General features: G+C 67.2%; 24 protein-coding genes, 1 tRNA gene and 2 pseudogenes. 11 read left to right on the plus strand and 16 right to left on the minus strand.

Annotation, left to right across the window (positions count from 1 at the left end; genetic code table 11):
- Positions 1-27: 27 nt before the first annotated feature.
- Both pth and NWF34_RS08090 read right to left on the minus strand, forming a co-directional pair.
- Positions 28-594 (minus strand): aminoacyl-tRNA hydrolase, encoded by a 567-nt coding sequence (gene pth / locus NWF34_RS08085; RefSeq protein WP_024497837.1) that lies wholly within the window; start codon positions 592-594, stop codon positions 28-30.
- 46 nt (positions 595-640) lie between these two features.
- Positions 641-1264 (minus strand): 50S ribosomal protein L25/general stress protein Ctc, encoded by a 624-nt coding sequence (locus NWF34_RS08090; RefSeq protein ID WP_258324669.1) that lies wholly within the window; start codon positions 1262-1264, stop codon positions 641-643.
- Positions 1265-1505: 241 nt separating this feature from the next.
- Between NWF34_RS08090 and NWF34_RS08095 the strand changes: the two genes are divergently transcribed.
- Complete coding sequence (locus tag NWF34_RS08095) at positions 1506-1967, plus strand: limonene-1,2-epoxide hydrolase family protein (protein WP_258324670.1); 462 nt, start codon at positions 1506-1508, stop codon at positions 1965-1967.
- Here NWF34_RS08095 and NWF34_RS08100 read toward each other — a convergent pair.
- The 5 genes from NWF34_RS08100 to NWF34_RS08120 form a co-directional block, all read right to left on the minus strand.
- Entirely contained in the window at positions 1946-2299 is a 354-nt protein-coding gene (locus tag NWF34_RS08100; RefSeq protein ID WP_006437038.1) for a VOC family protein, read from the minus strand. The two genes, NWF34_RS08095 and NWF34_RS08100, sit on opposite strands and share 22 nt — an antisense overlap.
- Before the next feature lie 156 nt (positions 2300-2455).
- On the minus strand, positions 2456-2797 hold the full coding sequence (arsC, locus tag NWF34_RS08105) for an arsenate reductase (glutaredoxin) (RefSeq protein WP_024497834.1): 342 nt from the start codon (positions 2795-2797) through the stop codon (positions 2456-2458).
- Positions 2798-2885: 88 nt separating this feature from the next.
- The gene (gene catA / locus NWF34_RS08110) at positions 2886-3764 is read right to left on the minus strand and encodes a catechol 1,2-dioxygenase (protein WP_258324671.1); all 879 of its coding nucleotides are present in this window, start codon (positions 3762-3764) and stop codon (positions 2886-2888) included.
- Positions 3765-3803: 39 nt separating this feature from the next.
- Positions 3804-5432, minus strand: coding sequence for a 4-hydroxyphenylacetate 3-hydroxylase family protein (locus NWF34_RS08115; protein ID WP_258324672.1), 1629 nt, complete (start codon positions 5430-5432; stop codon positions 3804-3806).
- A gap of 60 nt (positions 5433-5492) precedes the next feature.
- Positions 5493-6062, minus strand: coding sequence for a flavin reductase family protein (locus tag NWF34_RS08120; protein ID WP_182156310.1), 570 nt, complete (start codon positions 6060-6062; stop codon positions 5493-5495).
- A 150-nt stretch (positions 6063-6212) separates the two neighbouring features.
- On the opposite strand from NWF34_RS08120, the gene NWF34_RS08125 reads away from it, so the two are divergent.
- Entirely contained in the window at positions 6213-7253 is a 1041-nt protein-coding gene (locus NWF34_RS08125; protein ID WP_258324673.1) for an AraC family transcriptional regulator, read from the plus strand.
- Between the two features lie 60 nt (positions 7254-7313).
- Here NWF34_RS08125 and NWF34_RS08130 read toward each other — a convergent pair whose 3' ends face one another.
- Positions 7314-8291: a ribose-phosphate diphosphokinase gene (locus NWF34_RS08130; RefSeq protein WP_006437029.1), complete on the minus strand. Its 978-nt coding sequence runs from the start codon at positions 8289-8291 to the stop codon at positions 7314-7316.
- A 76-nt stretch (positions 8292-8367) separates the two neighbouring features.
- Positions 8368-9831, minus strand: a complete 1464-nt coding sequence (gene glmU / locus NWF34_RS08135) for a bifunctional UDP-N-acetylglucosamine diphosphorylase/glucosamine-1-phosphate N-acetyltransferase GlmU (RefSeq protein WP_258324674.1) — start codon at positions 9829-9831, stop codon at positions 8368-8370.
- Positions 9832-10108: 277 nt separating this feature from the next.
- On the opposite strand from glmU, the gene fabG reads away from it, so the two are divergent.
- The 3 genes from fabG to NWF34_RS08150 all read left to right on the plus strand — a co-directional run bounded on the left by fabG (position 10109) and on the right by NWF34_RS08150 (position 12662).
- Positions 10109-10864 carry a 3-oxoacyl-ACP reductase FabG gene (gene fabG / locus NWF34_RS08140; RefSeq protein ID WP_024497828.1) on the plus strand — a complete coding sequence of 252 codons (756 nt, stop codon included), beginning with the start codon at positions 10109-10111 and terminating at the stop codon, positions 10862-10864.
- A 121-nt stretch (positions 10865-10985) separates the two neighbouring features.
- Positions 10986-11057 (plus strand) — tRNA-Gln (locus NWF34_RS08145).
- 171 nt (positions 11058-11228) lie between these two features.
- Entirely contained in the window at positions 11229-12662 is a 1434-nt protein-coding gene (locus NWF34_RS08150) for a multicopper oxidase family protein (RefSeq protein ID WP_375295638.1), read from the plus strand.
- Here the strand turns inward: NWF34_RS08150 and NWF34_RS08155 are convergent.
- From NWF34_RS08155 to NWF34_RS08175, 5 genes and pseudogenes are all read right to left on the minus strand, one after another.
- Positions 12629-12904: pseudogene (locus NWF34_RS08155) on the minus strand (DoxX family protein); the annotation flags it as partial. The gene NWF34_RS08150 and the pseudogene NWF34_RS08155 overlap by 34 nt on opposite strands.
- A gap of 78 nt (positions 12905-12982) precedes the next feature.
- A complete protein-coding gene (locus NWF34_RS08160; RefSeq protein WP_258324676.1) occupies positions 12983-13951 on the minus strand; it encodes a glycine betaine ABC transporter substrate-binding protein in 969 nt (322 codons plus the stop codon).
- On the minus strand, positions 13948-14760 hold the full coding sequence (locus NWF34_RS08165) for an ABC transporter permease (protein ID WP_258324677.1): 813 nt from the start codon (positions 14758-14760) through the stop codon (positions 13948-13950). The genes NWF34_RS08160 and NWF34_RS08165 overlap by 4 nt, the downstream gene beginning before the upstream one ends.
- On the minus strand, positions 14757-16094 hold the full coding sequence (locus tag NWF34_RS08170) for an ABC transporter ATP-binding protein (RefSeq protein WP_258324678.1): 1338 nt from the start codon (positions 16092-16094) through the stop codon (positions 14757-14759). The genes NWF34_RS08165 and NWF34_RS08170 overlap by 4 nt, the downstream gene beginning before the upstream one ends.
- Positions 16091-16735 carry an ABC transporter permease gene (locus NWF34_RS08175; protein ID WP_024497817.1) on the minus strand — a complete coding sequence of 215 codons (645 nt, stop codon included), beginning with the start codon at positions 16733-16735 and terminating at the stop codon, positions 16091-16093. The genes NWF34_RS08170 and NWF34_RS08175 overlap by 4 nt, the downstream gene beginning before the upstream one ends.
- A gap of 196 nt (positions 16736-16931) precedes the next feature.
- Between NWF34_RS08175 and NWF34_RS08180 the strand changes: the two genes are divergently transcribed.
- Both NWF34_RS08180 and NWF34_RS08185 read left to right on the plus strand, forming a co-directional pair.
- Positions 16932-17597 carry a vitamin K epoxide reductase family protein gene (locus NWF34_RS08180; protein ID WP_258324679.1) on the plus strand — a complete coding sequence of 222 codons (666 nt, stop codon included), beginning with the start codon at positions 16932-16934 and terminating at the stop codon, positions 17595-17597.
- Positions 17598-17685: 88 nt separating this feature from the next.
- On the plus strand, positions 17686-18387 hold the full coding sequence (locus NWF34_RS08185; RefSeq protein ID WP_006434314.1) for a TetR/AcrR family transcriptional regulator: 702 nt from the start codon (positions 17686-17688) through the stop codon (positions 18385-18387).
- A 33-nt stretch (positions 18388-18420) separates the two neighbouring features.
- On the opposite strand, the pseudogene NWF34_RS08190 reads toward NWF34_RS08185, so the two are convergent.
- Positions 18421-19214 (minus strand): annotated as a pseudogene (locus tag NWF34_RS08190) (dioxygenase).
- Between the two features lie 173 nt (positions 19215-19387).
- Here NWF34_RS08190 and NWF34_RS08195 point away from each other — a divergent pair.
- Entirely contained in the window at positions 19388-20971 is a 1584-nt protein-coding gene (locus NWF34_RS08195) for a cation:proton antiporter family protein (protein ID WP_243828747.1), read from the plus strand.
- A gap of 5 nt (positions 20972-20976) precedes the next feature.
- Here NWF34_RS08195 and NWF34_RS08200 read toward each other — a convergent pair whose 3' ends face one another.
- Positions 20977-21534, minus strand: a complete 558-nt coding sequence (locus NWF34_RS08200; RefSeq protein WP_243828748.1) for a GNAT family N-acetyltransferase — start codon at positions 21532-21534, stop codon at positions 20977-20979.
- Positions 21535-21617: 83 nt separating this feature from the next.
- On the opposite strand from NWF34_RS08200, the gene NWF34_RS08205 reads away from it, so the two are divergent.
- The 3 genes from NWF34_RS08205 to NWF34_RS08215 all read left to right on the plus strand — a co-directional run bounded on the left by NWF34_RS08205 (position 21618) and on the right by NWF34_RS08215 (position 24012).
- Positions 21618-22169, plus strand: a complete 552-nt coding sequence (locus NWF34_RS08205) for a hypothetical protein (RefSeq protein WP_243828749.1) — start codon at positions 21618-21620, stop codon at positions 22167-22169.
- A 132-nt stretch (positions 22170-22301) separates the two neighbouring features.
- A complete protein-coding gene (locus NWF34_RS08210; protein WP_243828750.1) occupies positions 22302-22790 on the plus strand; it encodes a copper chaperone PCu(A)C in 489 nt (162 codons plus the stop codon).
- On the plus strand, positions 22783-24012 hold the full coding sequence (locus NWF34_RS08215) for a Dyp-type peroxidase (RefSeq protein WP_258324680.1): 1230 nt from the start codon (positions 22783-22785) through the stop codon (positions 24010-24012). Before NWF34_RS08210 ends, NWF34_RS08215 begins: the two co-directional genes overlap by 8 nt.
- The last annotated feature ends 39 nt before the right edge of the window (positions 24013-24051 follow it).

Consider the following 24051-nt stretch of genomic DNA (forward strand, 5'->3'; position numbering starts at 1 on the left):
CAGGGAGCAGGGGAACACCGTGCACGCCTACCAGGCGTGCACGGTGTTCTGTGCGCTCTCCAGATCCTGGGAGACGAGCAGTTCGACGGCGTCGCAGCCGTTGCGGATCATCAGCTCGACCTCGGCCCGGTCCGCGGACGGGAACGGCTTCAGCACGAAGTCGGCGGGGTCCTGCCGGCCGGGCGGACGGCCGATGCCCATGCGTACGCGCAGGTAGTCGCGGGTGCCCATCACCTGGCTGATCGACCGCAGCCCGTTGTGGCCGCCTTCGCCACCGCCGCGTTTGAGACGCACCGCGCCGAAATCGATGTCGAGTTCGTCATGCACGACGATGAGGTCGGCCGGCGTGACCGAATAGAACTTGGCCAGCGGACCGATCTGCCGGCCGGACTCGTTCATGTAGACGCGTGACTTGGCCACGAGAACAGACTGGCCGCCGAGGCGGACCTCGGCGACCTCAGCACCGGATTTCTTGTGAACCTTCCAGCGCTCGCCTGCCGAGTCGACGAGGCCGTCGGCGACCATCGCGCCGACGTTGTGCCTCGTCTTCTCGTACTTGGACCCGGGATTACCGAGTCCGACAATCAATTTCACCACTGGGGCAGTTTCACCACTCGAGTCGAGCAGTCTCGGGGTCGGATTACTCCGACTCCGCGGGAGCCTCGGCGGCAGCCTCTTCCTCGGCACCTTCGGTGGCCTCGGACTCGGTGGCGGCGGCCTGGGCCTCGTTCACGGCGACGATCAGGGTCTCCGGATCGGCGGTCAGGGTGACGCCCTCCGGCAGGTCCAGATCGGAGGCGTGGATCGAGGTGCCGGCCTCGGCGCCCTCGACGTTGACGACGATCTGCTCGGGGATCGACAGGGCGTCGGCCTCGACCTCGACGACGCTGGCGTCGGAGACGACCAGGGTGCCCGGAGCGGCGTCACCCTCGACGACGATGGCGACCTCGACGGTCACCTTCTCGCCGCGGCGGACGATGAGGAGGTCGGCGTGCTCGATGTAGTTGCGGATCGGGTGGACATCGACCTGCTTGGTGAGCGCGAGCTGGCTGGAGCCCTCGATGTCGAGATCGATGATGGCGTTGAGGCCGTTGTTACGCAGGATCGCGGCGAACTCGCGAGCCGGGAGGTGCAGGTGCTGCGGGTCGGTGCCGTGGCCGTAGAGCACGGCGGGAACGTTGCCCTCACGACGAGCGCGACGAGCGGCGCCCTTGCCCTTCTCGGTGCGGGTGCTGACGGACAGCTTGGAGGCCTGAGTTGCCATGATGATCTCCTCTGATCAGTGGTTGCGGTCGTTCGTCCGTCGCGACGAGCAACGGGCACGGATTCCGACCGCGGACACCCACCGGGCCGCATGCGGGCACCCGAGGAGACTGCGATGGTCGCGCCGATCACGGTGACTAAATCACCCTCGCCGAGACAACGTCGGTCAGGATAGTCGATGACCTGCCGGGATGTCACATCACGGTACCTCGGCGGCCGGTGGCAGGGCATACTTGGCTGCCATGACCTCACAGACCCCGATCGAGATCGTGACGGCATTCCTCGACGCGTTCGTCCGCAACGACACCGCAGGTGCTCTGGCGTGCGTCGACGACGACATCGCCTACACCAACGTGTCGCTGCCGACCATCCACGGCAAGCGGAAGGTCGCCGGAGTGCTGGGCGGCGTCGCGAAGAAATCATGGATCGGCTTCAACTACCGCATGGTCAACGTGAGCTCCGACGATGCGGGCGTCGTGCTGACCGAGCGTGTCGACGAGCTGCGTTTCGGGCGGCTTCATCTGCAGTTCTGGGTGTGCGGCCGCTTCGAGATCCGCGAAGGCCGGATCGCGGTGTGGCGCGACTACTTCGACTACTTCGACATGACGAAGGGGTTGGTGCGAGGCGTTACCGCGCTCGCCCTGCCCGCGGTGCAGAAGCCGTTACCGGCGCCGAACCGGGATTACCTGGCCAGCGGGCTGTAGAAGACCAGGCCGTTGCCCTGGTTGTCGTACACCACGGCACGGCGTTCGTGCGCGTCGTCGTAGGGGCCCTTCACGATGGCGCCGCCGCCTGCCTCGATCGCCTTCGCGGCGGCGTCGACGTCGGCGGTCTTGATTCCCACGACGACCTTGCCCGGGATGGGGTGGTCGACGGAGGTGGCGAGGGCGAGCGTGACCGCGCCGGCGTCGAGTGCGGCGAAGTGGGCGCCGTCGCGGAACTTCAGCGACATGCCCAGGGTCTCGGTGTAGAAGGTGATCGACTCGTCCAGGTTCTCGGTGGACAGGATGATCATCTTTGCTTCGTGGTCGCTCACGGCACCTCCAGAGGGAGAGGGATCAATGGTCGACGGCCGGCGTCGTGAGCTACGCTACTCGCGATCGAGGGTGTCTGGAACAGCTGAATCGCGTTCTGGCACAAAGATGTACGAATCGCTGACGAAAGTCCCGACGCGTTCGGGACCGACGCCCCTTCAGAGAATCTCGTCGAGCTTCTCGATCGGCCGCGGGATGCGGGTTCCCTTGTCGGTCACGACGATCGGCCGCTCGACGAGGATGGGGTGTTCGACCATCGCGTCGAGGATCTGATCATCGGTGGCCGACGCGAGGTCGAGCTCTTTGTAGAGAGCCTCGCGTTTGCGTACGGCCTGCGCGGGGGTGACCCCGGCGTCGGCGAACAGCGCTACGAGCTGTTCGCGCGTGTAGGGCTCGTCGAGGTACTTGACGACCGCCGGCTCGATGCCGGCGTCGCGGAGGGCCTGCAGCGCTTTGCGCGAGGTCGAGCACTTCGGGTTGTGATAGATCGTCGCGTCCACGAAATACACCATACCCAGCCGAAAGCGGCCCGGGCTCCAGAGGGGGAGAACCCGGACCGCTCGCGAACCCGTTCTGCGGGTGAGATCGCTACTCGGGATCGAGTGCGAAGTCGTACTGCACGACGTTCCGTCCGTCCGCGTCGGGCTTCGGGTCGAGGAGCAGCTCCGGCTTGGTCGCCGAGGCGACGTCGCTGTCGAGCCAGTCACCACCCGCGAAGTACAGCTGGGTGACGATCGGATGCCGCCCCTTGGCCGACACCCGCAGATGCAGATGAGCCGGACGCCACGGGTGCCATCCGGCGGCCTCGATGAACTTGCCGGTCGGTCCGTCGGTCGGGATCTGATACGGCGCGGGCTGGATCGTGGTGATCTCGTAGCGACCGTGACCATCCGTCACGACCGTGCCGCGCAGGTTCCAGTCCGGGATATGCGGTGCGAATCCCGAGTAGTAGCCCTCGGCGTCGGCGTGCCAGATCTCGATCGTGGCACCCGCCATCGGGTTGCCGTCGAGGTCGGTGACCTGGCCGTGCATCACGAACGGTGTCTCGCGGGCGTCGCTGCTGCGCATCGGAAGGGTGCAACGGGCGGGCAACAGCGGGGAATCGGGGAGGTAGTAGGGGCCTTCGATACTTCCCTTGGTGCCCTTGAACTTCCGCGAGTTGACCTCTTCGATGTCGTGTTCGACGAACACGTCGAGCAGAAGCGGCCACTCACCACCCTCACCGACGTCGATGAGCCACTGCTTGAGGACGCGGTACTCGTCGTAGGTGATCTCGTATTTGTCGATCAGTGCGCTGAAGCCGGCGAAGGCCTCGGATGCGATGGCCGACAGACGTTCCGGTGAGGTGTCGGCGGTGAACCGATGGCCCGCGAAGGCCGCGGTCGCGGCGCTTCCGGAGCCCGCTGCGGTCGGTGATTCGACGGCGGCCGGGTTGTCGGCGGCAGTCGGCCGTTCGATGGTGGTCATGATGTCTCCTGGTTTGGATGGGCTGTGCGAGAGGGAGGTTCAGCGGTTGCCGAAGTAGCTGACGTCGTCGTTGCCGATGAGGTCCGGCACGGTCCAGCCGTCGAGGTCGTACTCGGACAGGCACTGCTCGGCGAGACCCTTCATCTCCCCGACGGTGCCGCGTGCGTCGGCGAACATGAGGAGTTCGGCCTTGACGCCCTCGTGGTTCCCGGCGTAGTTGCGCTCGTAGAGCTCGTGGCGGCCGCCGAACTCACTGCCGATCGAATCCCACAGCGCCTTCATGACCTTCACGCGATCGACGGCGAGGATGCCGTCGGAGCCGCGGACGTACTTGTCGAGGTACGGGCGGACGTCGGGGCTCTTGAAGTCCGCCGAGCTCGACGGCAGGTAGATCAGACCGGAGGCGACGTCCTGCTCGATGATCTCCTTCACGCGGGGATAGCCCTGCTGGGCGAACATGCGGTAGGTCAGGCCGTACTCGAGCTTCGGGATGACGGTGTCACCAATCCACGGCTCGGGGTTGTTGACCATGGCATCGCTCAACGACCAGAACAGGTTTCGCCATCCGATGACCTCGCCGACGCGGGTCTGCACGCCGCGGAACCCGCCGGCGCCGGTGCAGTCGAGGGCCTTGAGGAGCAGGCCGGCGATGAAGTCGAGCTTGACCGCGAGGCGGGTGCAGCCCTGGAGGGTGAAGCGAGGCAGGAAACCGGACTGCGGGAAGAAGGCGTTGATCTTGTCGACGTCGCCATACATGAAGACGTTCTCCCACGGGACGAGCACCTTGTCGAAGACGAAGATGGTGTCGTTCTCGTCCATGCGGCTCGACAGCGGGTAGTCGAACGGGGTGCCCATGACCGCGGCCTGCTGGGTATAGGAGGAGCGGCAGATCAGCTTCACCCCCGGGGCGTCCATCGGGACGGTGCAGATCAGGGCGAACTGCTTCTTCTTGATCGGCAGACCGTAATGGGAGATGAAGTTGTAGTTGGTGATGGCCGAACCGGTCGCGACGACCTTGGCGCCGGAGACGATGAGGCCGGCGTCGGTCTCCTTCTCCACCTTCATGAAGACGTCACCGACCTCGTCCGGCGGGAGCTGGCGGTCGACCGGCGGGTTGATGATGGCGTGGTTCCAGTACAGGACCTTCTCCTGCGACTCCTTGTACCAGCGCTCGGCGTTGGCCTGGAACGGTGCGTACAGCTCGGAGTTGGCGTGCAGGGTGCCGAGGAAGCTGGCCTTGTAGTCGGGGCTGCGGCCCATCCAGCCGTAGGTCATCCGCGCCCAGGTGGCGATGGCGTCGCGGTCGGCGCGCAGGTCGTCGGCCGATTTCGGTGCGCGGAAGAACGGCATGGTCACGCCGCCGTTGCCGGTGTCGGTGGGTGCGGTGACCTTGTCCTTGGTCGCCGGGTCGTGCATGGCGTCGTAGAGGCGCGCGGTCATCCGGATGGGGTTGCGGAAGGCCTCGTGGGTCGTCACGTCCTTCACCCGCTCGCCGTTGAGCCAGATCTCGCGGTCGTCACGCAGTGAATCGATGTACTCGTCGCCGGTCATGGGCCTCGTGGCGAAGTTCTCGGTGCGGTTGGCCTCGGAGTCGGCGGCGACGTTCACCTTCGACCGGTCCACGTTGTTGTTCGTCTCGGTGTCGGGGGCGATGTCGGTTGCGGTCATGATGGTCCTCACTTGTGTTGTGTGACGGTCGATGTCGTTGATGGCTGGAATGGGTGGGGATCAGGCGGGTGCGCCGACCGGAACGCAGGTCGGGTGGAAGCGGGCGGTCGCGTCGAACCACCGGCTGTGCGGGTCGTCGAGACTGCCGCAGTAGGCGGCCGCCCCGGAGGTGTCGCCGAGCTCGTGGAACTTGCTGCGGTAGAAGAGAAGCGGTTCGGCCTCGGTGTCCACGCGGGCGTCGACGATCTCGCCGATGTAGATGATGTGGTCGCCGCCGTCGTAGGACGCCCAGGGCGAGCAGATCAAGGTGGCGGCCGTGCCGGCGAGGGCGGGAACCAGCCACTGGTTGTTCCATTCGGGACCAAGTTCCTGCGGCTTGCCGGCGAAGTGCATGGCGGTGTCGAGCTGATCCGACTTCAGGATGTTCACCGCGAACGGGGCGTCGTCGAGGAAGCCGCACGCCTTGGACTTGCGGGTGAGAGTCACCTGGCACAGGCGGGGTTCGATCGAGATCGGGGTGAACGCGGTGACCGTCGCGCCGTGCGGGGTGCCCTCGTCGTTCGCGCAGGTGATGACGGTGACGCCGGTGGCGAACTGGCCGAAGATGTTGCGCATCGTGCGTTGGTCCATGGGGATCAGCTCCTTCGTGCTCGAGCAGTGTCTGGTGTGGCGGTGCGACCCAACGTATGACCGCGATCACATCCCGTCGATCCGCATTGCGAAGGGTCGATCCGATGTGCGCAACCATGCGATCTGGATCGCTTCCTATCGCTGGAAGTGATGGCAGTCACAGTTACGCTGGACCGTGTGAGGGCAGAGCCGCCCCTTTCGGGGGCACACCGCGCGGGCGTGCCGGCGTCGCCGGATGCGCCTACACCGCGTCGCGTCGTGGGTTCGGGTATCGCGGACTGGGACGAGGTCCACGAGGTCGTCGCGGATGCCTATTTCCCCCATGAGTTGCGGCCGCTGTCCCACGACGACGCCTCCCGCTATCGCCTGGAGTCGACGCCGATCGCTGCGACGGTGCTCGCGCGGATCGGTTTCGGCGCGGATGTGTCGATCGACACCGACCATCCGGGGGCCTGGGCCATCAACATTCCGCTGTCCGGCAGCATCGCGTCGGTCACCGATGGTCGGGAGATCGTCTCCGAACCAGGTCAGGCGACACTGAACCCGCCAGACACCCCGACGGTCATCACCAACTGGAGCAAGAGCTGCGAGATCATCGGCTTCAAGGTCGAGCGCGACTACCTGCAGCGTGAGATCGATCGGATCGCCGGCCGCCCCGGCAGGTCACTGACCCGCCAGCTCGATCTGCGCACCGGCGCCGGCGCGGAATGGCTCGGGCTGCTGAGGTCGGCGCGTCAGCAGGTCGCGCAGTGCGAGGGCATCCTGTTGCGCAACCCGCGGATGGCCGAACAGCTGGGCGGCATGCTCACCACCGCCCTGGTGCTGGCAGCGCTACCCGACACCGACGAACCGATGGCCGGTACGCGTCCTCGTATGGTCAAGCGCGTCATCGACGCCATCCACGCCGACCCGGCCCGGCCCTGGACCGTGGGTGAGCTGGCGGAGATCGGGACGGTCAGCGCGCGGCGCCTGCAGCAGAGCTTCCGCGAATGCGTCGGGATGAGTCCCATGGAGTACGTGCTCGACGTCCGGCTCGAGTGCATCCACAACGACCTGATGGCCTGCGGCGGAACCTCGACCGTCACCGACATCGCGACCCGTTGGGGCGTCATGCACACCGGCCGGTTCGCCGCCGCCTACCGGCGCAAGTACGGGGTCGCGCCGTCGGAGACCCGGCGGAGGGCGGGATAAACACCGCGCCCGGATGTTCGTGAGAACATCCGGGCGCGGCGGTGAGAGGGACTGAAAAGACTAGGCGATGCCGTCGAAGAGGCTTGTGACCGAACCGTTTTCGAAGACCTCGCGGATCGTCTGGGCGAGCAGCGGGGCGATCGACAGGACGGTGAGGTTTTCGAAGCGCTTGTCGTCCGGGATGGGCAGCGTGTCGGTCGCGATGACCTCCTTGGCGCCGCAGCCGGCCAGGCGCTCGGCAGCGGGATCGGAGAAGACGCCGTGGGTGGTGGCGATGATGACGTCGCCTGCACCGGCGTCCTTGAGGACGCGGACCGCCCCGGCGATGGTGCCGCCGGTGTCGATCATGTCGTCGATCAGGACGCAGGTGCGTCCCTCGACCTCACCGACCACGCGGTTGGACTTGACCTGGTTGGGGACCAACGGGTCGCGGGTCTTGTGGATGAACGCCAGGGGAGCGCCGTTGAGGGCGTCGGCCCACTTCTCGGCGACGCGCACACGACCGGAGTCCGGCGACACGACGGTGATGTTGTCGGTCCCGTAGTTGTCGCAGACGTAGCCGGCGAGCTGGCCGAGGGCGTGCATGTGGTCGACCGGGCCGTCGAAGAATCCCTGGATCTGGTCGGTGTGCAGGTCGACGGTGATGATGCGGTCGGCACCCGCGGTCTTGAGGAGGTCGGCGATCAGGCGGGCCGAGATGGGCTCGCGTCCGCGGTGCTTCTTGTCCTGGCGGGCGTAGGGGTAGAACGGCAGGATCACGCTGATGCGCTTGGCCGAACCGCGCTTGAGCGCGTCGATCATGATCAGCGCTTCCATGACCCACTGGTTCAGGGGGTAGGGGCAGCTCTGCAGCACGAAGGCGTCCGAGCCGCGCACGGACTCCTCGAAACGGACGAACAGCTCGCCGTTGGCGAAGTCGCGTGCAGTCTGTGGGGTCACCTTGATGCCCAGTTCGGTGGCGACTGCTTCAGCCAGTTCGGGATGGGCACGACCAGAGAACAGCATCAGGTTCTTCTGGTTGTCGGTGGTCCAGGTCATGAAAACTCTTCTGTCGGTTTCGATGTCGATCTTCTGGGCTGCCTGCCGCGAACGGCAGACCGTTGTCGGGACCGCCTCAGGCGGACCCGAGGTCCTTGTTGTGCGCCTCGATGGCCGCGCGCGCCGCCGCGGTGTCGGGCCGCTTGGTGACGACCCAGTCCTCGATGACACGCTGTGCTCCCGCCGAGACCGCGAGGGCTCCCGGCGGTACATTTTGCCGCACGACGGTTCCGGCGCCGGTGTATGCCCCGTCGCCGACGGTCACCGGGGCGACGAACATGTTGTCCGAACCGGTGCGGCAATGGTCGCCGATCACGGTGCGGTGCTTGTTCACGCCGTCGTAGTTGACGAAGACGCTCGACGCCCCGATGTTGGAGTGTTCGCCGATGGTTGCGTCGCCGACATAGGTGAGGTGCGGGACCTTCGAGCCGTCGCCGATCGTGGCGTTCTTCGTCTCGACGAAGGTGCCGATCTTGCCCGCGACGCCGAGCACGGTGCCCGGTCGCAGGTAGGCGAACGGACCGACGGAGGCGTCGCCGCCGATGACGGCGTCGCTGCCGTGGGTGCGGATGACGTGAGCGCCTTCGCCGACCGTCACGTCGGTCAGCGTGGTGTCGGGCCCGACGACCGCGTCGGCGGCGATGTGGGTGCGGCCGTACAGCTGTGTGCCGGGTTCGATCCGCGCATCCGCCTCGATCGTCACGTCGACGTCGATCCAGGTGGTCGCCGGGTCGACGACGGTGACACCGTCGATCTGGTGGCGGCGGACGATGCGGCGGTTGAGCTCGGCCCCGAGGTCGGCGAGCTGGGCGCGGTCGTTGCAGCCGGCGACGAGGACGGGATCGGCGACGGTGAAACCGCGGACTGCCTGGCCGGCTTCGCGGGCGATCTCCACGATGTCGGTGAGGTAGAACTCGCCCTGGACGTTGTCGGTGGACAGCTTCGAGAGCGCGTCCCGCAGCGCGGCGGCATCGACCGCGTAGACACCCGCGTTGACCTCGGTGATCGCGCGCTGCTCGGCGGTCGCGTCCTTGTGCTCGACGATCGCGCGGACCGAGTCGTCGTCGGCGCGGATGATGCGTCCGTAACCGGTCGGGTCGTCGGCGATGAAGCTGGTCAGTGTGACCGCGGCACCGCCGTCGGCGGTGTGGGTGGCGATGAGACCGCGCAGGGTCTCGGCGTCGAGGAGCGGGACGTCGGCGGCGGTGACGACGACCGTGCCGTCGAAGTCGGCGGGAAGACCGGTCAAACCGACGCGGGCGGCGTCGCCGGTGCCGCGCGGCAGGTCCTGCTCGGCGATCGCGATCTCACGACCCAGTTGGCCGGCGAGGTCGGCGACGGCGGCGGAGACCCGTTCCCGTTCATGGCTGACCACCACGACGAGATGATCGGGGTCGAGGTCCGATGCGCCGTGCAGGGCGTGGCCGAGGAGGGATCGGCCGCCGATCGTGTGGAGGATTTTGGGGGTCTTGGACTTCATGCGGGTACCGGCACCCGCGGCCAGCACGATCACGGCCACAGATGACGACGTTCCCGACATCGAATGCCCACCCTCTTCCTTCATCGGTGTTCACGTCGGGTGCGATCCTACGCACCGGTAGAACCGTGCAATAACGCGCCGCACCGATTTTCGGTGGATACGGGCTCCGACGTGATGCACCACACGTCCTCCGACCGCACCTGATAGAACACAAGGGACCGTCTCACCCGAGCGATCGATCGGCGCCCACGGCGCTCGGTGTCGATGCGCAGGCGGGGAGCGGACGACATACGTGCGCCGGGCGTCCCGGTGCGCACACCGACCAACGGAGGTATGAATGAGCACGCAGAAGACCGCGATCGTCACCGGCGCGGCACGGGGCATCGGTGCTGCCGTGGCCAAGCGACTGGCCGATGACGGCCTGGCCGTGGCCGTCCTGGACCTCGACGCCGATGCCTGCGCCGACACCGTCAAGGCCATCACCGACAAGGGGGGCAAGGCGCTGGCCGTAGGCGCGAACGTCGCCGACGAGGCGTCGGTGCAGGCCGCCGTCGAGAAGGTCGCCAATGAGCTCGGTGCGCCGACCGTCGTCGTCAACAACGCCGGCATCACCCGCGACAACCTGCTGTTCAAGATGACCGTCGACGACTGGGACGCGGTCATGGCCGTCCACCTGCGCGGTGCTTTCAACGTCACCAAGGCCGCCCAGAAGTACATGGTCGACGCCGGTTGGGGCCGCGTCGTCAACCTGTCGAGCACCTCGGCTCTCGGCAACCGCGGCCAGGTCAACTACTCCGCCGCCAAGGCCGGCATGCAGGGCTTCACCAAGACCCTGGCCATCGAACTCGGCAAGTTCGGCGTCACCGCCAACGCCATCGCCCCCGGTTTCATCGAGACCGAGATGACCGCCGCCACCGCCGAGCGCGTCGGCGTGCCCTTCGAGGACTTCAAGAAGGCCGCCGCCAGCCAGATCCCGGTGAACCGCGTCGGCGTCCCCGAGGACATCGCCCACACCGCGTCGTTCTTCATCAGCGAGGGTGCCGGTTTCGTGTCCGGTCAGGTCGTCTACGTCGCCGGCGGCCCGAAGGACTGACTCGACTGACAGACCTCGTCTCGACTCCTGGACTTCGATCGAAGTCCGGGAGTCGAGACGAAGTCGACCGGTGGCGTCACGTCGTCGCCGGAGCGCTGTGGCACAATCGTCAGCGCAGTATTCCCCCATGGTGTAATCGGCAACACTTCTGATTTTGGTTCAGGCATTCCAGGTTCGAGTCCTGGTGGGGGAGCAACAGTAAACAACCAATCGCCGGCGGCGTTGGGGTTTCGAAGGCGACGATCTGACGAGCGCTGCAGCGGTGCCCGGCTGCGCGAGATATCGTGGTGCGACATCGGTTTCCGATATCTCGGAGAAGGTGACGGACACGGTGAGGCGGGTATCCCGGCGCGAGTTCCTCGGCATGGCCGGCGCGGTCGTGGCGGCCGGTTGCACGGCCACGGTGGCGGCGGGATGCAGCCGGTCATCGGGACCGGGCAAACCCGATCACACGCTGCGCATCGGGCAGGGGCACGTGGAGGTGGCGCCGGGGCGGGTGGTGTCGACCACGCTGTACAACGGGCAGTTCCCGGGCCCGTTGCTGCGGTTCACCGAAGGGAAGCCGGTGGTGGTCGAGGTCCACAACGACACCGGCACCCCCGAACAGCTGCACTGGCACGGACAGGTGGTGCCCGTGGAGGTGGACGGGTCTGCCGAGGAAGGCACCCCGTACATCCCCGCCCACGGGTCGCGGCGGCTGGCGTTCACACCGGGCCCGTCGGGGCTGCGGTTTTATCACACGCACCTGGTCACCGGCGCGAACCTGGAACTGGGCCAATACAACGGGCAGGTCGGGCCTGTCTACATCGAACCGAAGCACGATCCCGGTGCCTACGACCGGGAGGTGTTCCTGACCCTCAAGGAGTTCGGGCCCTCGCTGAGCCAGGGCGGGGACATGGCCGCCGATTTCCTGGCCGGGCAACCGGTCGCGGAGCTGCACGATCGAGGGGAGGCAGCCATGGCGGCCTCGCTGGCCGCAGGTAAGCCGCACGGATACGAGGTCGGCTACGACACCTTCACCATCAACGGCCGCATGCTCGGCCAGGGCGACCCGATCCGGGTGAAAGAAGGCGAACGGGTGCTGCTGCACGTGGTCAACGGCAGCGCGACCGAGAACCGCAGCCTCGCCCTGCCCGGTCACACCTTCACCGTGCTTGCACTAGACGGCAACCCGGTGCCGAACCCGGCGCGGGTGCCGGTGCTGTGGCTCGGTACCGCCGAACGGATTTCGGCGGTGGTGGAGATGACCAATCCCGGCGTGTGGGTGCTCGGTGATCTGTCCGATGACGACCGCGGCAACGGCATGGGCATCGTCGTGGAATACGCCGGCCGCACCGGCGAACCACAATGGAGCGCCCCGCCGCCGTTCACGTGGGACTACCGGTCGTTCACCCGGCCCGGCGCCAGCGCGGCGGCACCGGATCAGCAGCTCGAGCTGCTGATCGACAAACGCAACGCCGACCGCGACGGCTACAACGTGTGGACCCTCAACGGTGCCGCGTTCGACATGGACACCGGCACACCGGTGTTCGACCTGGCGCAGGGTCGCCGGTACCGGCTGCGGTGGCGCAACGCCACCGACGACATCCACCCGATCCACCTGCACCGCAACACCTTCGAGGTCACCCACATCGCTGGGACACCGACCGCGGGGCTGCGCAAGGATGTGGTGATGCTCGGTGGCTACCAGGAGATGGCCATCGATGTCGTCGCCGACCAGATGGGAGCGTCGCTGCTGCACTGCCACCAGCAACTGCATATGGACTACGGGTTCATGGCCTTGCTACGCGTGCGCTGAGCACGCCGGGCGATCACCGCGTCCAGTGACCAGCGGCCCGGCCCGACCCAGAGCAGGAAGATCAACCCGAGCAGCATCGCGAAATCGGTGCGCGCATCGTGGGCCATACCCCAAAAGCCTTGCACGCCACCGAATCCGCCGGGGCTCAGCTCGCGCAGTTTGGTCAGCACGATCGCCCCGCTGATGTCGATCAGCAGCGGCACCGCCGCCAGCCGGGTCGCCAGGCCGAGGACGATCAGGGTTTACTGCGACCTCCGCCCTCGTCGCGAGCGACCCTGACCGCCGATGCACCGTGAACGGTCGCCGCCCGAGCGGCACGGTCAGGCGATGAAGCCCTCCGCCTTCAGCCAGTCGTAGGCGACGTCGGCGGGGTCCTCGCCGTCGATGTCGATGCGGCCGTTGAGTTCCTGCATCACCGCGTCGGTGAGCTTCGCCGACACCGGCGCCATCAGTTCGGCGATCTGGGGTGCTTCCTTGTTGAGTCTCGTGCTCAGGACCACACAACCGCTGTACGGCAGGAAGAACTTCCGGTCGTCGGTGAGCACCGTGAGATCGAGGTTCTTGATCCGGCCGTCGGTGGAGTACACCATGCCGAAGTTGCAGGGTGTACTGCGTGCCGTCGAGGTGTAGACGACACCGGAGTCCATGATCGTGACGTTGTCCTTCGGCACACCGTCGGGCTGCCCCAGCGGGATGTCATATGCCTTCAGCATCGGGATCAAACCGTCGGCACGACTCAGGAACTCGTCGTTGACGCAGAACGTCCGCTCCGACACCGGCAGTTTCGCGATGTCCGACATCGTCGCCACGTCGAGACGTTTCGCCGTCGGCGCCGACGCCGCGAATGCGTAGGTGTTGTTGAAGGCGGCCGGCGGAAGCCATTCGGCCCCGTTGGCGCGATCGGCGTCGCGGACGCGTTGCCACAGCACGTTCGGGTCGGAGATGGTCTCGGTCTCGCCGAGGTAGGTCTGCCAGGCGGTTCCCGTGTACTCCCAGAGGATGTCGGCGTCGCCGTTGAGGAGTGCCTGGCGCGAGGACATGGAACCCGGTGCGTTCGTCAGATCCTTGACGGCCGCCCCCGCCGCGCCGAGGTAGGTCGCGGTGATCTTGCCCAGCAGAACGGACTCGCTGAAGTTCTTCGACGTCACCCGGATCTCGGAGCCCGCCAGGGGCGTCGACCCGTCGGCCAGGAACGCCTCGCGGAAGGTGCCCGACGAGCTGACCAGCCCACAACCGGCGACCACGATCATGAGCATCGCCGTGACGGAGGCCAGGGCAGTCTTTCTCATGAGACCCCCCGCGGTGTCGCGGCCAATTCGACGAGTCGCCCGAGCCAGTCGATCGCCATCGCCAGCAGCGCGACGAGGACGGCGCCGGCGACGAGCAGTTTCGGTAGGAACAGGGTGATGCCGGTCGTGATGAGCGTGCCGAGGCTCGTCGCGCCGATGAACGTACTCAGCGTCGCGGTGCCGACCAGGATGACCAGCGCGGTGCGCACACCGTTCAAGATGACGGGGACCGCGAGTGGTAACTCGACCTGGAAGAGTGTGCGCGCTCCGGACAATCCGATTCCGCGTGCCGCCTCGACCGTCCGCTGATCGACCTGTCGCAGACCGACGATCGTGTTCTGCAGGATCGGCAGCACCGCGTAGACGACGAGACCGACGACCGCCGTGTTGAATCCGGTGCCGAGCCAGAACGTGAACAGCACGAGCAGGCCGATCGCCGGGGCCGCCTGCCCGATGTTGGCGATGTTGATCGCAATCGGGTTGAGCCACTTCAGAGATGGGCGGGTCAGGGCGATCCCGAGCGGGATGGCGATACACACGACGATCACGGTCGCCACGAGCGTGAGCTGAATGTGATCGAGGATCGTCGACCGCAATGCCGGCCACGACATCGATGCACTCTCGGTCTCGGTGAATGTCGTGCGCTGATACCAGATCACGAATCCGACGCCGATGACGATGATGACCAGCGGTTCGAACCAGACGTCGACGGGTACCTTCGCGAACCGTCGTCGGAAACCGCCCCGGGGTGGCTGAACAGGCTCTTCGGCGGCGGCGACCCGCGCGGATTCGTCGGCGACGGTGGTCATCGTTCGGCGCTCGCCTCGGGTGCCACGACCGTCTCGGTGCCGGCGGGCGACGACCCGTCGTCGGCTGCGACGATCGGGGTCTCGACGGGTGCGGACCCCTCGGTGTGGTCGAGGTAGCCGAGGTGGTCGTCGTCGCGGACATCCGCGAGTTGCCCGCGGATCGCCTCCATCACCGACGCGATGTTCAGTGCGCCGATCACCGCGCCCCGGCCGTCGGTGACGAGGACGCCGCCCTGGCTGGTCGCGAGCATCGAGTCGAGTGCGTCGTTGAGCGTCGAGGACTGTGCGACGACCGGCAGCCGCGGGTCGAGGTAATCGGACACCTCGGGTTTGGCGGCGACCTCGTCGACGGAGGGCCAGGCCCGTGGACGCCCGTGTTCGTCGACGACGACCAGCCAATCCTCACCGGCCGCTCTGGCACGGTTGACGACGCTGCCCGACGGTTCGCCGACACGAGCGGTGACCACCTGTTTGATCTCGACGTCGCGCACGCGGGTGAGGGTCAGGTGGGCCAGTGTCGCACCCGATCCGACGAATTCCTCGACGAACGGGCTGGCGGGGTTGGCGAGAATCTCTTCCGGCGGGGCGAACTGCTCGATGTGCCCGCCCTCGGAGAGGATCAGGACCTTGTCGCCGAGTTTGGTGGCCTCTTCGAAGTCGTGGGTGACGATGACGATCGTCTTGCCGAGTTCGTGCTGGATGGCGATCAGCTTGTCCTGCAGGCGTGCTCGCGTGATGGGGTCGACGGCGCCGAACGGCTCGTCCATCAGCAGGACGGGCGGGTCGGCGGCGAGGGCCCGCGCCACGCCGACACGCTGCTGCTGGCCACCGGACATGTCCTTGGGTAGACGGTCGGCGAACGTCGCGGGGTCGAGTCCGACCAGGTCCATCAGGTATTCGGTCCGCTCGGCGATGCGCTTCTTGTCCCACTTGAGGATTCGCGGGATGGTGCCGATGTTCTTGCTCACCGACCAGTGCGGGAAGAGTCCGCCGGACTGGATCACGTAACCGATGGACTGACGCAACCGATCCGGGTTCTCCGCGGTCACATCTCGGCCGCCGATGTAGATACGTCCCTCGGTGGGCTCGATGAGCCGGTTGATCATCTTGAGGGTCGTGGTCTTGCCGCAGCCCGACGGGCCGACGAAGGCGACGATGTCACCGGCTTCGATCTCCAGGTCGAGTCGGGCGACCGCGGGCTTGGTCTGGCCCCGATAACGCTTGACTACGCCTTCGAGCCGGATCGATTCGCCGGTGACGACGCGGTCCGTCGCGCCGGACGACGGTTGGCGGGCCGGGGATTTCGACGACGGGGCGGTGGTGGAGTCGGTCATGAGAGTCCCTTGGAGATGGTGAGTCGGCCGAGCAGTACCAGGAGAGCGTCGAAGACGAGCGCGATGATGACGATGAGAATGGTTCCGGCCAGCGCAGATTCGAGGGCGTTGGCGCCGCCGAGTCGGGCGAGGCCGTTGAAGATGAGCGATCCGAGACCCGGGCCGAGGACGTAGGCGACGATCGCCGCGACGCCGACGATCATCTGCGTGGACACCCGGATTCCGGTCAGGATCACCGGCCATGCGATCGGCAACTCGACCGTCAGCAGGATGCGCCAGCGCGAAAGGCCGATGCCGCGGGCGGATTCGACGACCGAGGACGGAACCGAGCGTAAGCCGACCACCGCGTTGCCGATCACCGGCAGCATCGCGAAGAACGCGAGCATCAGGAAGGACGGCGTCACACCGAGTCCGAACGGGACGATCAACAGAGCCAGCAGGGCCAGCGACGGAATCGTCAGTGCCACACGACTAGACGTCAGCGTGAGTGCGGACGCCAGCGGAAGCCGGTAGACCAGCGCGGCGACCGCGATGGCGACGAGCGTGCCGACCAGCACGGTCTGGAACGACAGCGAGGCGTGTTGGTAGGTCAAGAACGTGAGGGAGCGAGCATTGTCGCCGATGTAATCCCACAATTGCACGGTTGTGTTCCCATCCCCGGTGGTGAATCCGACATTACGCATCGTCGAGTGACGGTGGCTACATTTGGCGGATCGCGCGCGTCACCACACTCACGGCGGGCGAATCGTCCTCCACTGTTCGCGCCGTACGCGGAGTCGGCACGATTCCGCGCACATCGGGAACCGATGACCACCCGGACGGTGTCATCCTGGATGGGTGAGTGAGAGCGCCCCAGTCGATATGACAACCACCAGCACCGGGATCGATCCCGACGACGACCAGGCACTCCTGGCGGAGGCCGTTCGATCGTGGACGCGGATCGTCGCCTGGGTGCTGACCATCGGCGGAGCGATCGGTTTCGTGGCCTCGTTCACGCTCACCGTCGAACGGATCGAACTGTTCAAAAACCCCGACTACGTCCCGTCCTGCAACTTCAATCCGGTGCTGAGCTGCGGCTCGGTGATGGCCAAGCCGCAGGCCGCGCTGTTCGGATTCCCGAACCCGCTGCTCGGTATCACCGGGTTCGCGGTGGTGATCACCACCGGTGTGGCGATCTTCGCGGGCGCACGCCTGGCGGGCTGGTACTGGGCGGGTCTGCAGGTGGGCGTGACCGCGGCGATGACCTTCATCTGCTGGTTGATCTACTCGAGCCTGTACTCGATCGGCGCGCTGTGCCCGTACTGCATGGTGGTGTGGGCGGTGACGCTGCCGATCTTCGTCTTCGTCAGCGTGCGCAACGCCCACGCGAGCGGACTGACCTCGCGGTCGGGTGTCGCGCTCGCGGTGGCGCGCAGTCATGCCCTGATCCTGGTGCTCGCCGTGACGCTGGTCGTCGTGCTCATCGCGGTGCGGTTCTGGTCGTACTGGTCGAGCTTGTACTGACCATCAGGGAGCGAGTCGGGAGCGAGGGCGGGAGCGGGAGTTCATGCAACATTCGTGATTCGACGGCGTCTCGTCCTAGGCTTGGCGCATGGCGATCGGACGTCCGGCGGAGGGTTCGGCCGAGGTGCAGCGGGCACCGCGGGCGCGGATGACCGGCGCACAGCGGCGGCTGCAACTGATCGAGGTGGCGCGCGGACTGTTCGCGGAACGCGGATACGAGGGCACGTCGATCGAGGAGATCGCGCAGCGCGCCGGCGTTTCCAAGCCGATCGTCTACGAGCACTTCGGCGGCAAGGAAGGCCTTTACGCGGTCGTCGTCGACCGTGAGATGGAAACCCTGCTGGAGATGGTGACGGCCTCGCTGTCGAAGAACCGGTCGCTGTACCGCATCCAGCAGGTCGCCCTCGCGTTGCTCACCTACATGGAGGAACGCACGGACGGTTTCCGCATCCTGGTGCGCGGCGACAGCACCGCGTCGACCGGCGAGACGGCCACCTACTCGAGTCTTCTCAATGACGCGGTGAGTCAGGTCGAGCACATCCTGGCCGGTGACTTCGAGCGCCGCGGCTTCGACCCCGCACTCGCCCCGCTCTACGCGCAGGCCCTGGTGGGCATGGTGTCGTCGACCGCCCAGTGGTGGCTCGACGTCCGCGAGCCGTCGAAGGAGGTCGTGGCCGCCCACCTGGTGAATCTGTGCTGGAACGGACTCACGCGCCTCGACCCGTCGCCGGCGCTCGTCGGTCCCGACTACGTCGAACCGCTCGAGCGCACCACCGCCGAGGACAGTTGAGCCCCGGCGCCCGGGCCGACGTCTGAACGACGGTCAGGCCAGCACCAGACTCCGCTTCGAGAGTCCCATCCAGAACCCGTCGATCACCTGATCCGGCCGCTGTTCGGCATCGTCGCTGGCGCCGAGTGCGACGAACAGCGGCGCGAAGTGTTCGACCGGGGGGTGGGCGTACGGCATGCCGGGCGCGGTCTGACGGAACCTGATGAGCGACTCCACATCTCCGGCGGTGAACCGCTCGGCGGCCCACGCGTCGAACTCGGCGGACCAGCTCGGCGGGGTGGCCTCCGGGCGCCAGTCGCGCAGGAACGGCAGGCCGTGGGTGGTGAATCCGGACCCGATGACGAGCACACCCTCGTCGCGCAGCGGCTTGAGTCGACGGCCGAGTTCGAGCAGCCGCTCGGGGTCGAGGGTCGGCAGTGAGATCTGGAGTACCGGGATGTCTGCCTCGGGATACATGACCGTCATCGGCACGTACGCGCCGTGGTCGAGGCGGCGGGTGGGGTCGTGGGCGATCGGTTCGCCGTCGGGCATCATCGCGGCGACCCGGCGGGCCAGGTCAGGGGCACCTGGCGACCGGTACTGGACGCGGTAGTACTTCTCGGGGAACCCGCCGAAGTCGTAGGTCAGCGGTGTCCGTGAATCGGTGGAGCCGATGGTGAGGGTGCGGCCTCCCAGTGCGCGGAGACGATGAGGATCGCCGTCGGCCGGCCGAGTCCGCGGGCGAGTGTCTTCAGCTGTCGGACCCAGGTGGGGCTGTCGACGAGGGGCGGGGCGCCGTGGGACAGGAACAGCGCGGGTTGACGTGTGGGGGAGGTCGAGCCGGTCATGCGCCTACTAACCGGACTGTGGTCCGTTTTGTTCCGCGGCCGCGCGGCGGTCCGTTTCCGTGCCGCCGGGTGGGCGCCCGGCGTGGCCAGCGCGCCTCCCGTCGCGGGCGGGCGATAACGTTCCAGACATCTCCGGCCGCGCGGCGGCCCAGAGGGAAAGGAACTCCCGGCGCGTGGAGACAGTCGGCATCTACCTCGTGGTCATCTTCGGATGTGGATTTCTCGCGCGGTTGATTCGCCTGCCCACTCTCGTCGGGTACCTGGCGGCCGGGTTCATCCTGCACGCGCCGGGGATCGAACAGTTGCCGATCATCGACACCCTCGCCGAACTGGGCGTGACGATCCTGCTGTTCACCATCGGTCTCAAGCTGGACCTCCGGATGCTGTTCCGGCGCGAGGTCTTGCTCACCACCGCTCTCAATCTCGCGGTCATCCTGGGTCTCACCACCGGCTTCCTCGGACTGCTCTCGACGATCGGTGTCCGGATGCTGATGGGCGAGAGCTGGCAGACGCTCGCTCTCCTCGGCTTCGCGTTGTCGTTCTCGAGCACGGTGTTCGTGGTCCAGGTGCTCGACGAGCGCTCGGAGTCGCGCTCCCTCTACGGCCGCATCGCGATCGGCATCCTCGTCCTGCAGGACGTCGTCGCCGTCGCCTATCTCACGGCGATGAGCGGTGAGCCGCCCAGTCCGTGGGCGTTCGCACTGGTGCTGCTGATTCCCGGTGCATGGGTCGTCCGGCGACTGTGGAACCGGCTGGGGCACGGCGAATTGCAGACACTCTTCGGTGTGACCATGGCACTCGTGCCGGGGTACTGGCTGTTCGAATCCGTCGGCATCAAGGGCGATTTCGGTGCGATGGTCATCGGCGTGCTCCTGGCCTCGCATCCGCGGGCGTCGGAGCTGTCACGCACGCTGTTCGGGCTTCGTGAACTGCTGCTGGTGGGCTTCTTCGTCTCGATCGGCCTGCACGTCACGCCGACTCTCGACACCGTCGTCCTCGGGCTGCTCCTCGTGGTCCTCCTGCCCCTCGAGGCAGCACTGTTCACCTTCATGCTGGCCATGTTCGGCCTGCGTCGGCGCACCTCGATCCTGGCCGGACTCGCCCTGGCCAACTTTTCCGAGTTCGGGCTCATCGTCATCTCCACCGGCGTCGACGCGGACCTCGTCGACGACGACTGGCTCGTGGTCACCTCGGTCGCGGTCGCTGCGAGTTTCGTGTTCTCCACACTCGTCAACCGCCGCGGGTCCCGATGGGTGAGCCGGCTCTCGGCGTACGTCCCGACGCCGGCCGCCGCGCGTGCCCATCCCGAGGACGCGACGATCGACCTCGCACCCGCCCGGGCGGTCGTCTTCGGACTCGGACGGGTGGGCAGTTCGGTCTACGACCGACTCGTCGACGAGTACGGCCTGAGCGTCGTCGGAGTGGAGAACGACCCCCTGAAGGTGGTCGACCTCCGCGATCGCGGACTGCGGGTGATCGAGGCCGACGCGACCGAGACGGGGTTCTGGGAACGGTGCGAAGGGGTGTCCGACCTCGACATACTCGTCTTCGCCATGCCGTTCCACGGCTCCAATCTGGTGGCCCTCGATCGGGTGGAGGAGAGAGAGTTCGCCGGCACCATCGCAGTCGTCGCCCAGTACGACGACGAACGCGACGAACTGCTCAGTCGGGGTGCCGACGTGGCCTTCCACATCTACGAGGGGACCGGCGTGGGTCTGGCCGACGCCGCTGCCGAGGCCGCCGGCCTCGACCGGTGACGCCGCTACCGGTCGCGTGACTCCCAGATGTCCTTTTGCATGTAGACGCAATCGATCCACTGGTCGGCCTTGTGGCCGATGGAACGCAGGCGTCCGGCCTCGGTGAACCCGAACCGCGAATGCAGAGCGATCGACCCGTCCCCGCCGGTGGCTGCGATGACCGCGACGATCTGGCGGACGTTCTCGGGGTTCGCACGATCGAGCATCCCGGCCATCAGCGCCGACCCGACGCCGCGGCCGCCGAAGCCGGGCCGGACGTAGATGGAGTCCTCGGTGGACCGGTCGTACGCCGGCATCCCGCGGAACGTGCCCAGGTAGGCGTAGCCGACGGTCTGTTCCGTACCGGACTCGTCGACCGCGCGGGCCACCACGAACGGCCGGCCGGCCGCGGTGATCGCGGCGTGCTTGGCGTGCCACTGCTCGAGCGTGGGGACGACGTAGTCGAAGGTCGCGACGGTGTGCTGTACGTAGTGCGCATAGATCTCGGCGACCGCGTCGAGGTCGTCGACCGTCGCGTCGTCGACGACGATCTGCCGCACCTCGTCTGAGTGGGAACCGTGCATTCCGAAGACGATATCGGCGAGCACTGTCCCGGGTGTGACGGCGCACCTACTACTAGTGGTAGTAGCGGCGTAGATTGGCTAGCGTGCGCGCGGCTTCCGATTCCGACCACCAGGGAGTGCATCCCTGGTGGTCGGTCGCTGCCGCAATCGTGTCGGCGGCGCTGGGCGTCGGCGCCCACGGACTGGCGGGCGGGGGCACTCCGACGCCGTCGCACGCGGTTCTGCTTCTCGCGATCAGTGCCGGGCTGGGCTGGGTCCTGAACGCCGGGCTCGCCGACCGCGTCCGCGGTCGCGCATCTGCCGCGCTCTCGGTCGGATCGGCACTCGCCACCGCGCAACTCTTCGGGCACCTCGCCATGAGATCCGGCGATCGCCACGCGTCGGTGGACGCGGTGACACCCGGCCCGACCATGCTCCTCTGCCACCTCGCGGCGCTCGCCGCCGCAGCGGTGTTGCTGGTCGGCGCCGAGGAGTGCTCGCGACGGGTCGGTTCCCGGATCATCGCCGCGATCTCGGGGAAGCGGTCGATCTCTCCCCGGGCCGTCCTCGTCGTCGCGGCGGCCGACGCCCTACCGCTCACACCGACTCGACTGTCGGGGAATCCGACACGCGGACCACCCATCGCGGTGCGCTGACCCATACTTCTCCCTTCCCGCCGCGGCCAGTGGACCGACGGCGGTGATCCGCGCACCACAAAAGGTGAAAAACTCATGTTCTCAACAACTTTCGTTCCCTCGTCCGTTCGTCGACCGCTGGCGGTCCTGGCCATGTCGACACTCCCGATCACCCTGCTCGCCGCATGTTCGTCGGACGACGACCCGGCCACGCAGGCCCAATCGGTGACCATCAGCGATCAATGGGTGAAGTCGGCCGACACCGGGATGACCGCGGCCTTCGGCACCGTCGCCAACACGTCCGGAACCGAGGTCACCCTCACCGGCGGTACCACCGCTGTGGCCGGGCGCGTCGAGGTGCACGAGATGGCGCCGTCCGATGGCGGCGGCATGGTGATGCGACCCATCGAGGGCGGTCTCGACATCGGCCCCGAACAGACGGTCGAGCTCAGGCCGGGCGGCAACCACATCATGCTGATGGACCTGCGGCAACCGATCAAGGCCGGCGACACCGTCACGCTGACACTGCGATTCGGCGACGGCTCGACGCGCGAGTTCGTGGCACGTGCCCGTGATTTCAACGGGGCACGAGAGGACTACGCACCGGGCCACGGCGCGCCCGCCGCCGGCACCGATGGCTGAGTCCGGGGGCGGCGGCCCCACGCTGAGGCGCCGCACCCTGTTCGTGGGTGCGGCCGGACTCGCCGGGCTCGGCGTGGGTGTGAAGGCGGTCAGCGCCCACGCCTCCGACGAGGAACCGACCCATGGACGTGACGTGGTCGAGTTCTACGGGGACCACCAGGCCGGTGTGACGACGCCGCCACCCGCGCACGTGAACTATGTGGGCCTCGACCTCGTGTCATCGGGCGGCGAACGCGACATGCGCGCGGCTCTCGCCGGCGTGCTGCAGGTGTGGACCGAGGACGCAGCCCGCCTCACCGCGGGTGATCCGGCTCTCGCCGACAGCGAACCGGACCTCGCCCGGCTACCCGCCCGGCTCACCGTGACCGTGGGCCTGGGGCCCGGTGCGTTCACCGGCACGGGACTGGAGAATCGCCGGCCGCGCTGGCTGCATCCGTTGCCGCGATACGTCATCGACCGGCTCGACCAGCGACGCTGGGGGCAGACCGACGTGCTGCTCCAGATCTGCGCCGACGACCCGATCACGATCGCCCACGCGACCCGCATGCTCACCGCGAATGTCGCGGGCCGTGTGCGCCTGAGATGGGTGCAGCGGGGCTTCCGCAACGCCCGGGGGACGCAGGACGAATCCGTGACGATGAGGAATCTGATGGGTCAGGTCGACGGGACGGTCAACCTGGGACCTGCCGATCACGACAGCCTCGTCTGGGACGACGGTGCCGAGCAGCCCTGGTTCGCCGGCGGCACGTCGATGGTGCTCCGGCGGATCGCGATGAACCTCGACACGTGGCAGGAGCTCGATCCGCGGGACCAGGAACTCTCGGTCGGCCGGAGGATCGCCGACGGGGCGCCCCTGAGCGGCGGGACCGAACACGACGACCCGGACTTCGAGGCGGTCGTCGACGGACTCCCCGCCATCCCGGCGTCGTCGCATATCGCGCGGGCACGACGCCGCAGCGAGGTGGAGCGGTTCCTCCGGCGCGGATACAACTACGACGACCCGCCGGAACCCGATGCGACGGGCAACGTCCCGACCTCGAACAGCGGGCTGCTCTTCGCCGCCTTCCAGCGCGACGTCGACGTCCAATATGCGCCGGTGCAGGCGAGGTTGGCCGAGCACGACGCACTGAACCGGTGGACGACGCCCATCGGATCGGCGGTCTACGCCATCCTTCCCGGGGCACGTCGAGGGGAGGTGTTGGGGGCGGGCCTGCTCCGCTGATCCACCGGATGACCGGGCGCGGAGCGCGGCCCCATACAA

This window comes from Gordonia sp. GONU (genome assembly GCF_024733855.1).
GTDB lineage: Bacteria > Actinomycetota > Actinomycetes > Mycobacteriales > Mycobacteriaceae > Gordonia > Gordonia amicalis.

Coding starts and splice junctions, on each gene's coding strand:
- NWF34_RS08090 (WP_258324669.1), bottom strand. CDS start 1,264: ATGGCAACTCAGGCCTCCAAGCTGTCCGTCAGCACCCGCACCGAGAAG.
- NWF34_RS08095 (WP_258324670.1), top strand. CDS start 1,506: ATGACCTCACAGACCCCGATCGAGATCGTGACGGCATTCCTCGACGCG.
- catA (WP_258324671.1), bottom strand. CDS start 3,764: ATGACCACCATCGAACGGCCGACTGCCGCCGACAACCCGGCCGCCGTC.
- NWF34_RS08115 (WP_258324672.1), bottom strand. CDS start 5,432: ATGACCGCAACCGACATCGCCCCCGACACCGAGACGAACAACAACGTG.
- NWF34_RS08120 (WP_182156310.1), bottom strand. CDS start 6,062: ATGGACCAACGCACGATGCGCAACATCTTCGGCCAGTTCGCCACCGGC.
- NWF34_RS08125 (WP_258324673.1), top strand. CDS start 6,213: ATGGCAGTCACAGTTACGCTGGACCGTGTGAGGGCAGAGCCGCCCCTT.
- NWF34_RS08130 (WP_006437029.1), bottom strand. CDS start 8,291: ATGACCTGGACCACCGACAACCAGAAGAACCTGATGCTGTTCTCTGGT.
- glmU (WP_258324674.1), bottom strand. CDS start 9,831: ATGTCGGGAACGTCGTCATCTGTGGCCGTGATCGTGCTGGCCGCGGGT.
- fabG (WP_024497828.1), top strand. CDS start 10,109: ATGAGCACGCAGAAGACCGCGATCGTCACCGGCGCGGCACGGGGCATC.
- NWF34_RS08150 (WP_375295638.1), top strand. CDS start 11,229: ATGGCCGGCGCGGTCGTGGCGGCCGGTTGCACGGCCACGGTGGCGGCG.
- NWF34_RS08160 (WP_258324676.1), bottom strand. CDS start 13,951: ATGAGAAAGACTGCCCTGGCCTCCGTCACGGCGATGCTCATGATCGTG.
- NWF34_RS08165 (WP_258324677.1), bottom strand. CDS start 14,760: ATGACCACCGTCGCCGACGAATCCGCGCGGGTCGCCGCCGCCGAAGAG.
- NWF34_RS08170 (WP_258324678.1), bottom strand. CDS start 16,094: ATGACCGACTCCACCACCGCCCCGTCGTCGAAATCCCCGGCCCGCCAA.
- NWF34_RS08185 (WP_006434314.1), top strand. CDS start 17,686: ATGGCGATCGGACGTCCGGCGGAGGGTTCGGCCGAGGTGCAGCGGGCA.
- NWF34_RS08200 (WP_243828748.1), bottom strand. CDS start 21,534: ATGCACGGTTCCCACTCAGACGAGGTGCGGCAGATCGTCGTCGACGAC.
- NWF34_RS08210 (WP_243828750.1), top strand. CDS start 22,302: ATGTCGACACTCCCGATCACCCTGCTCGCCGCATGTTCGTCGGACGAC.
- NWF34_RS08215 (WP_258324680.1), top strand. CDS start 22,783: ATGGCTGAGTCCGGGGGCGGCGGCCCCACGCTGAGGCGCCGCACCCTG.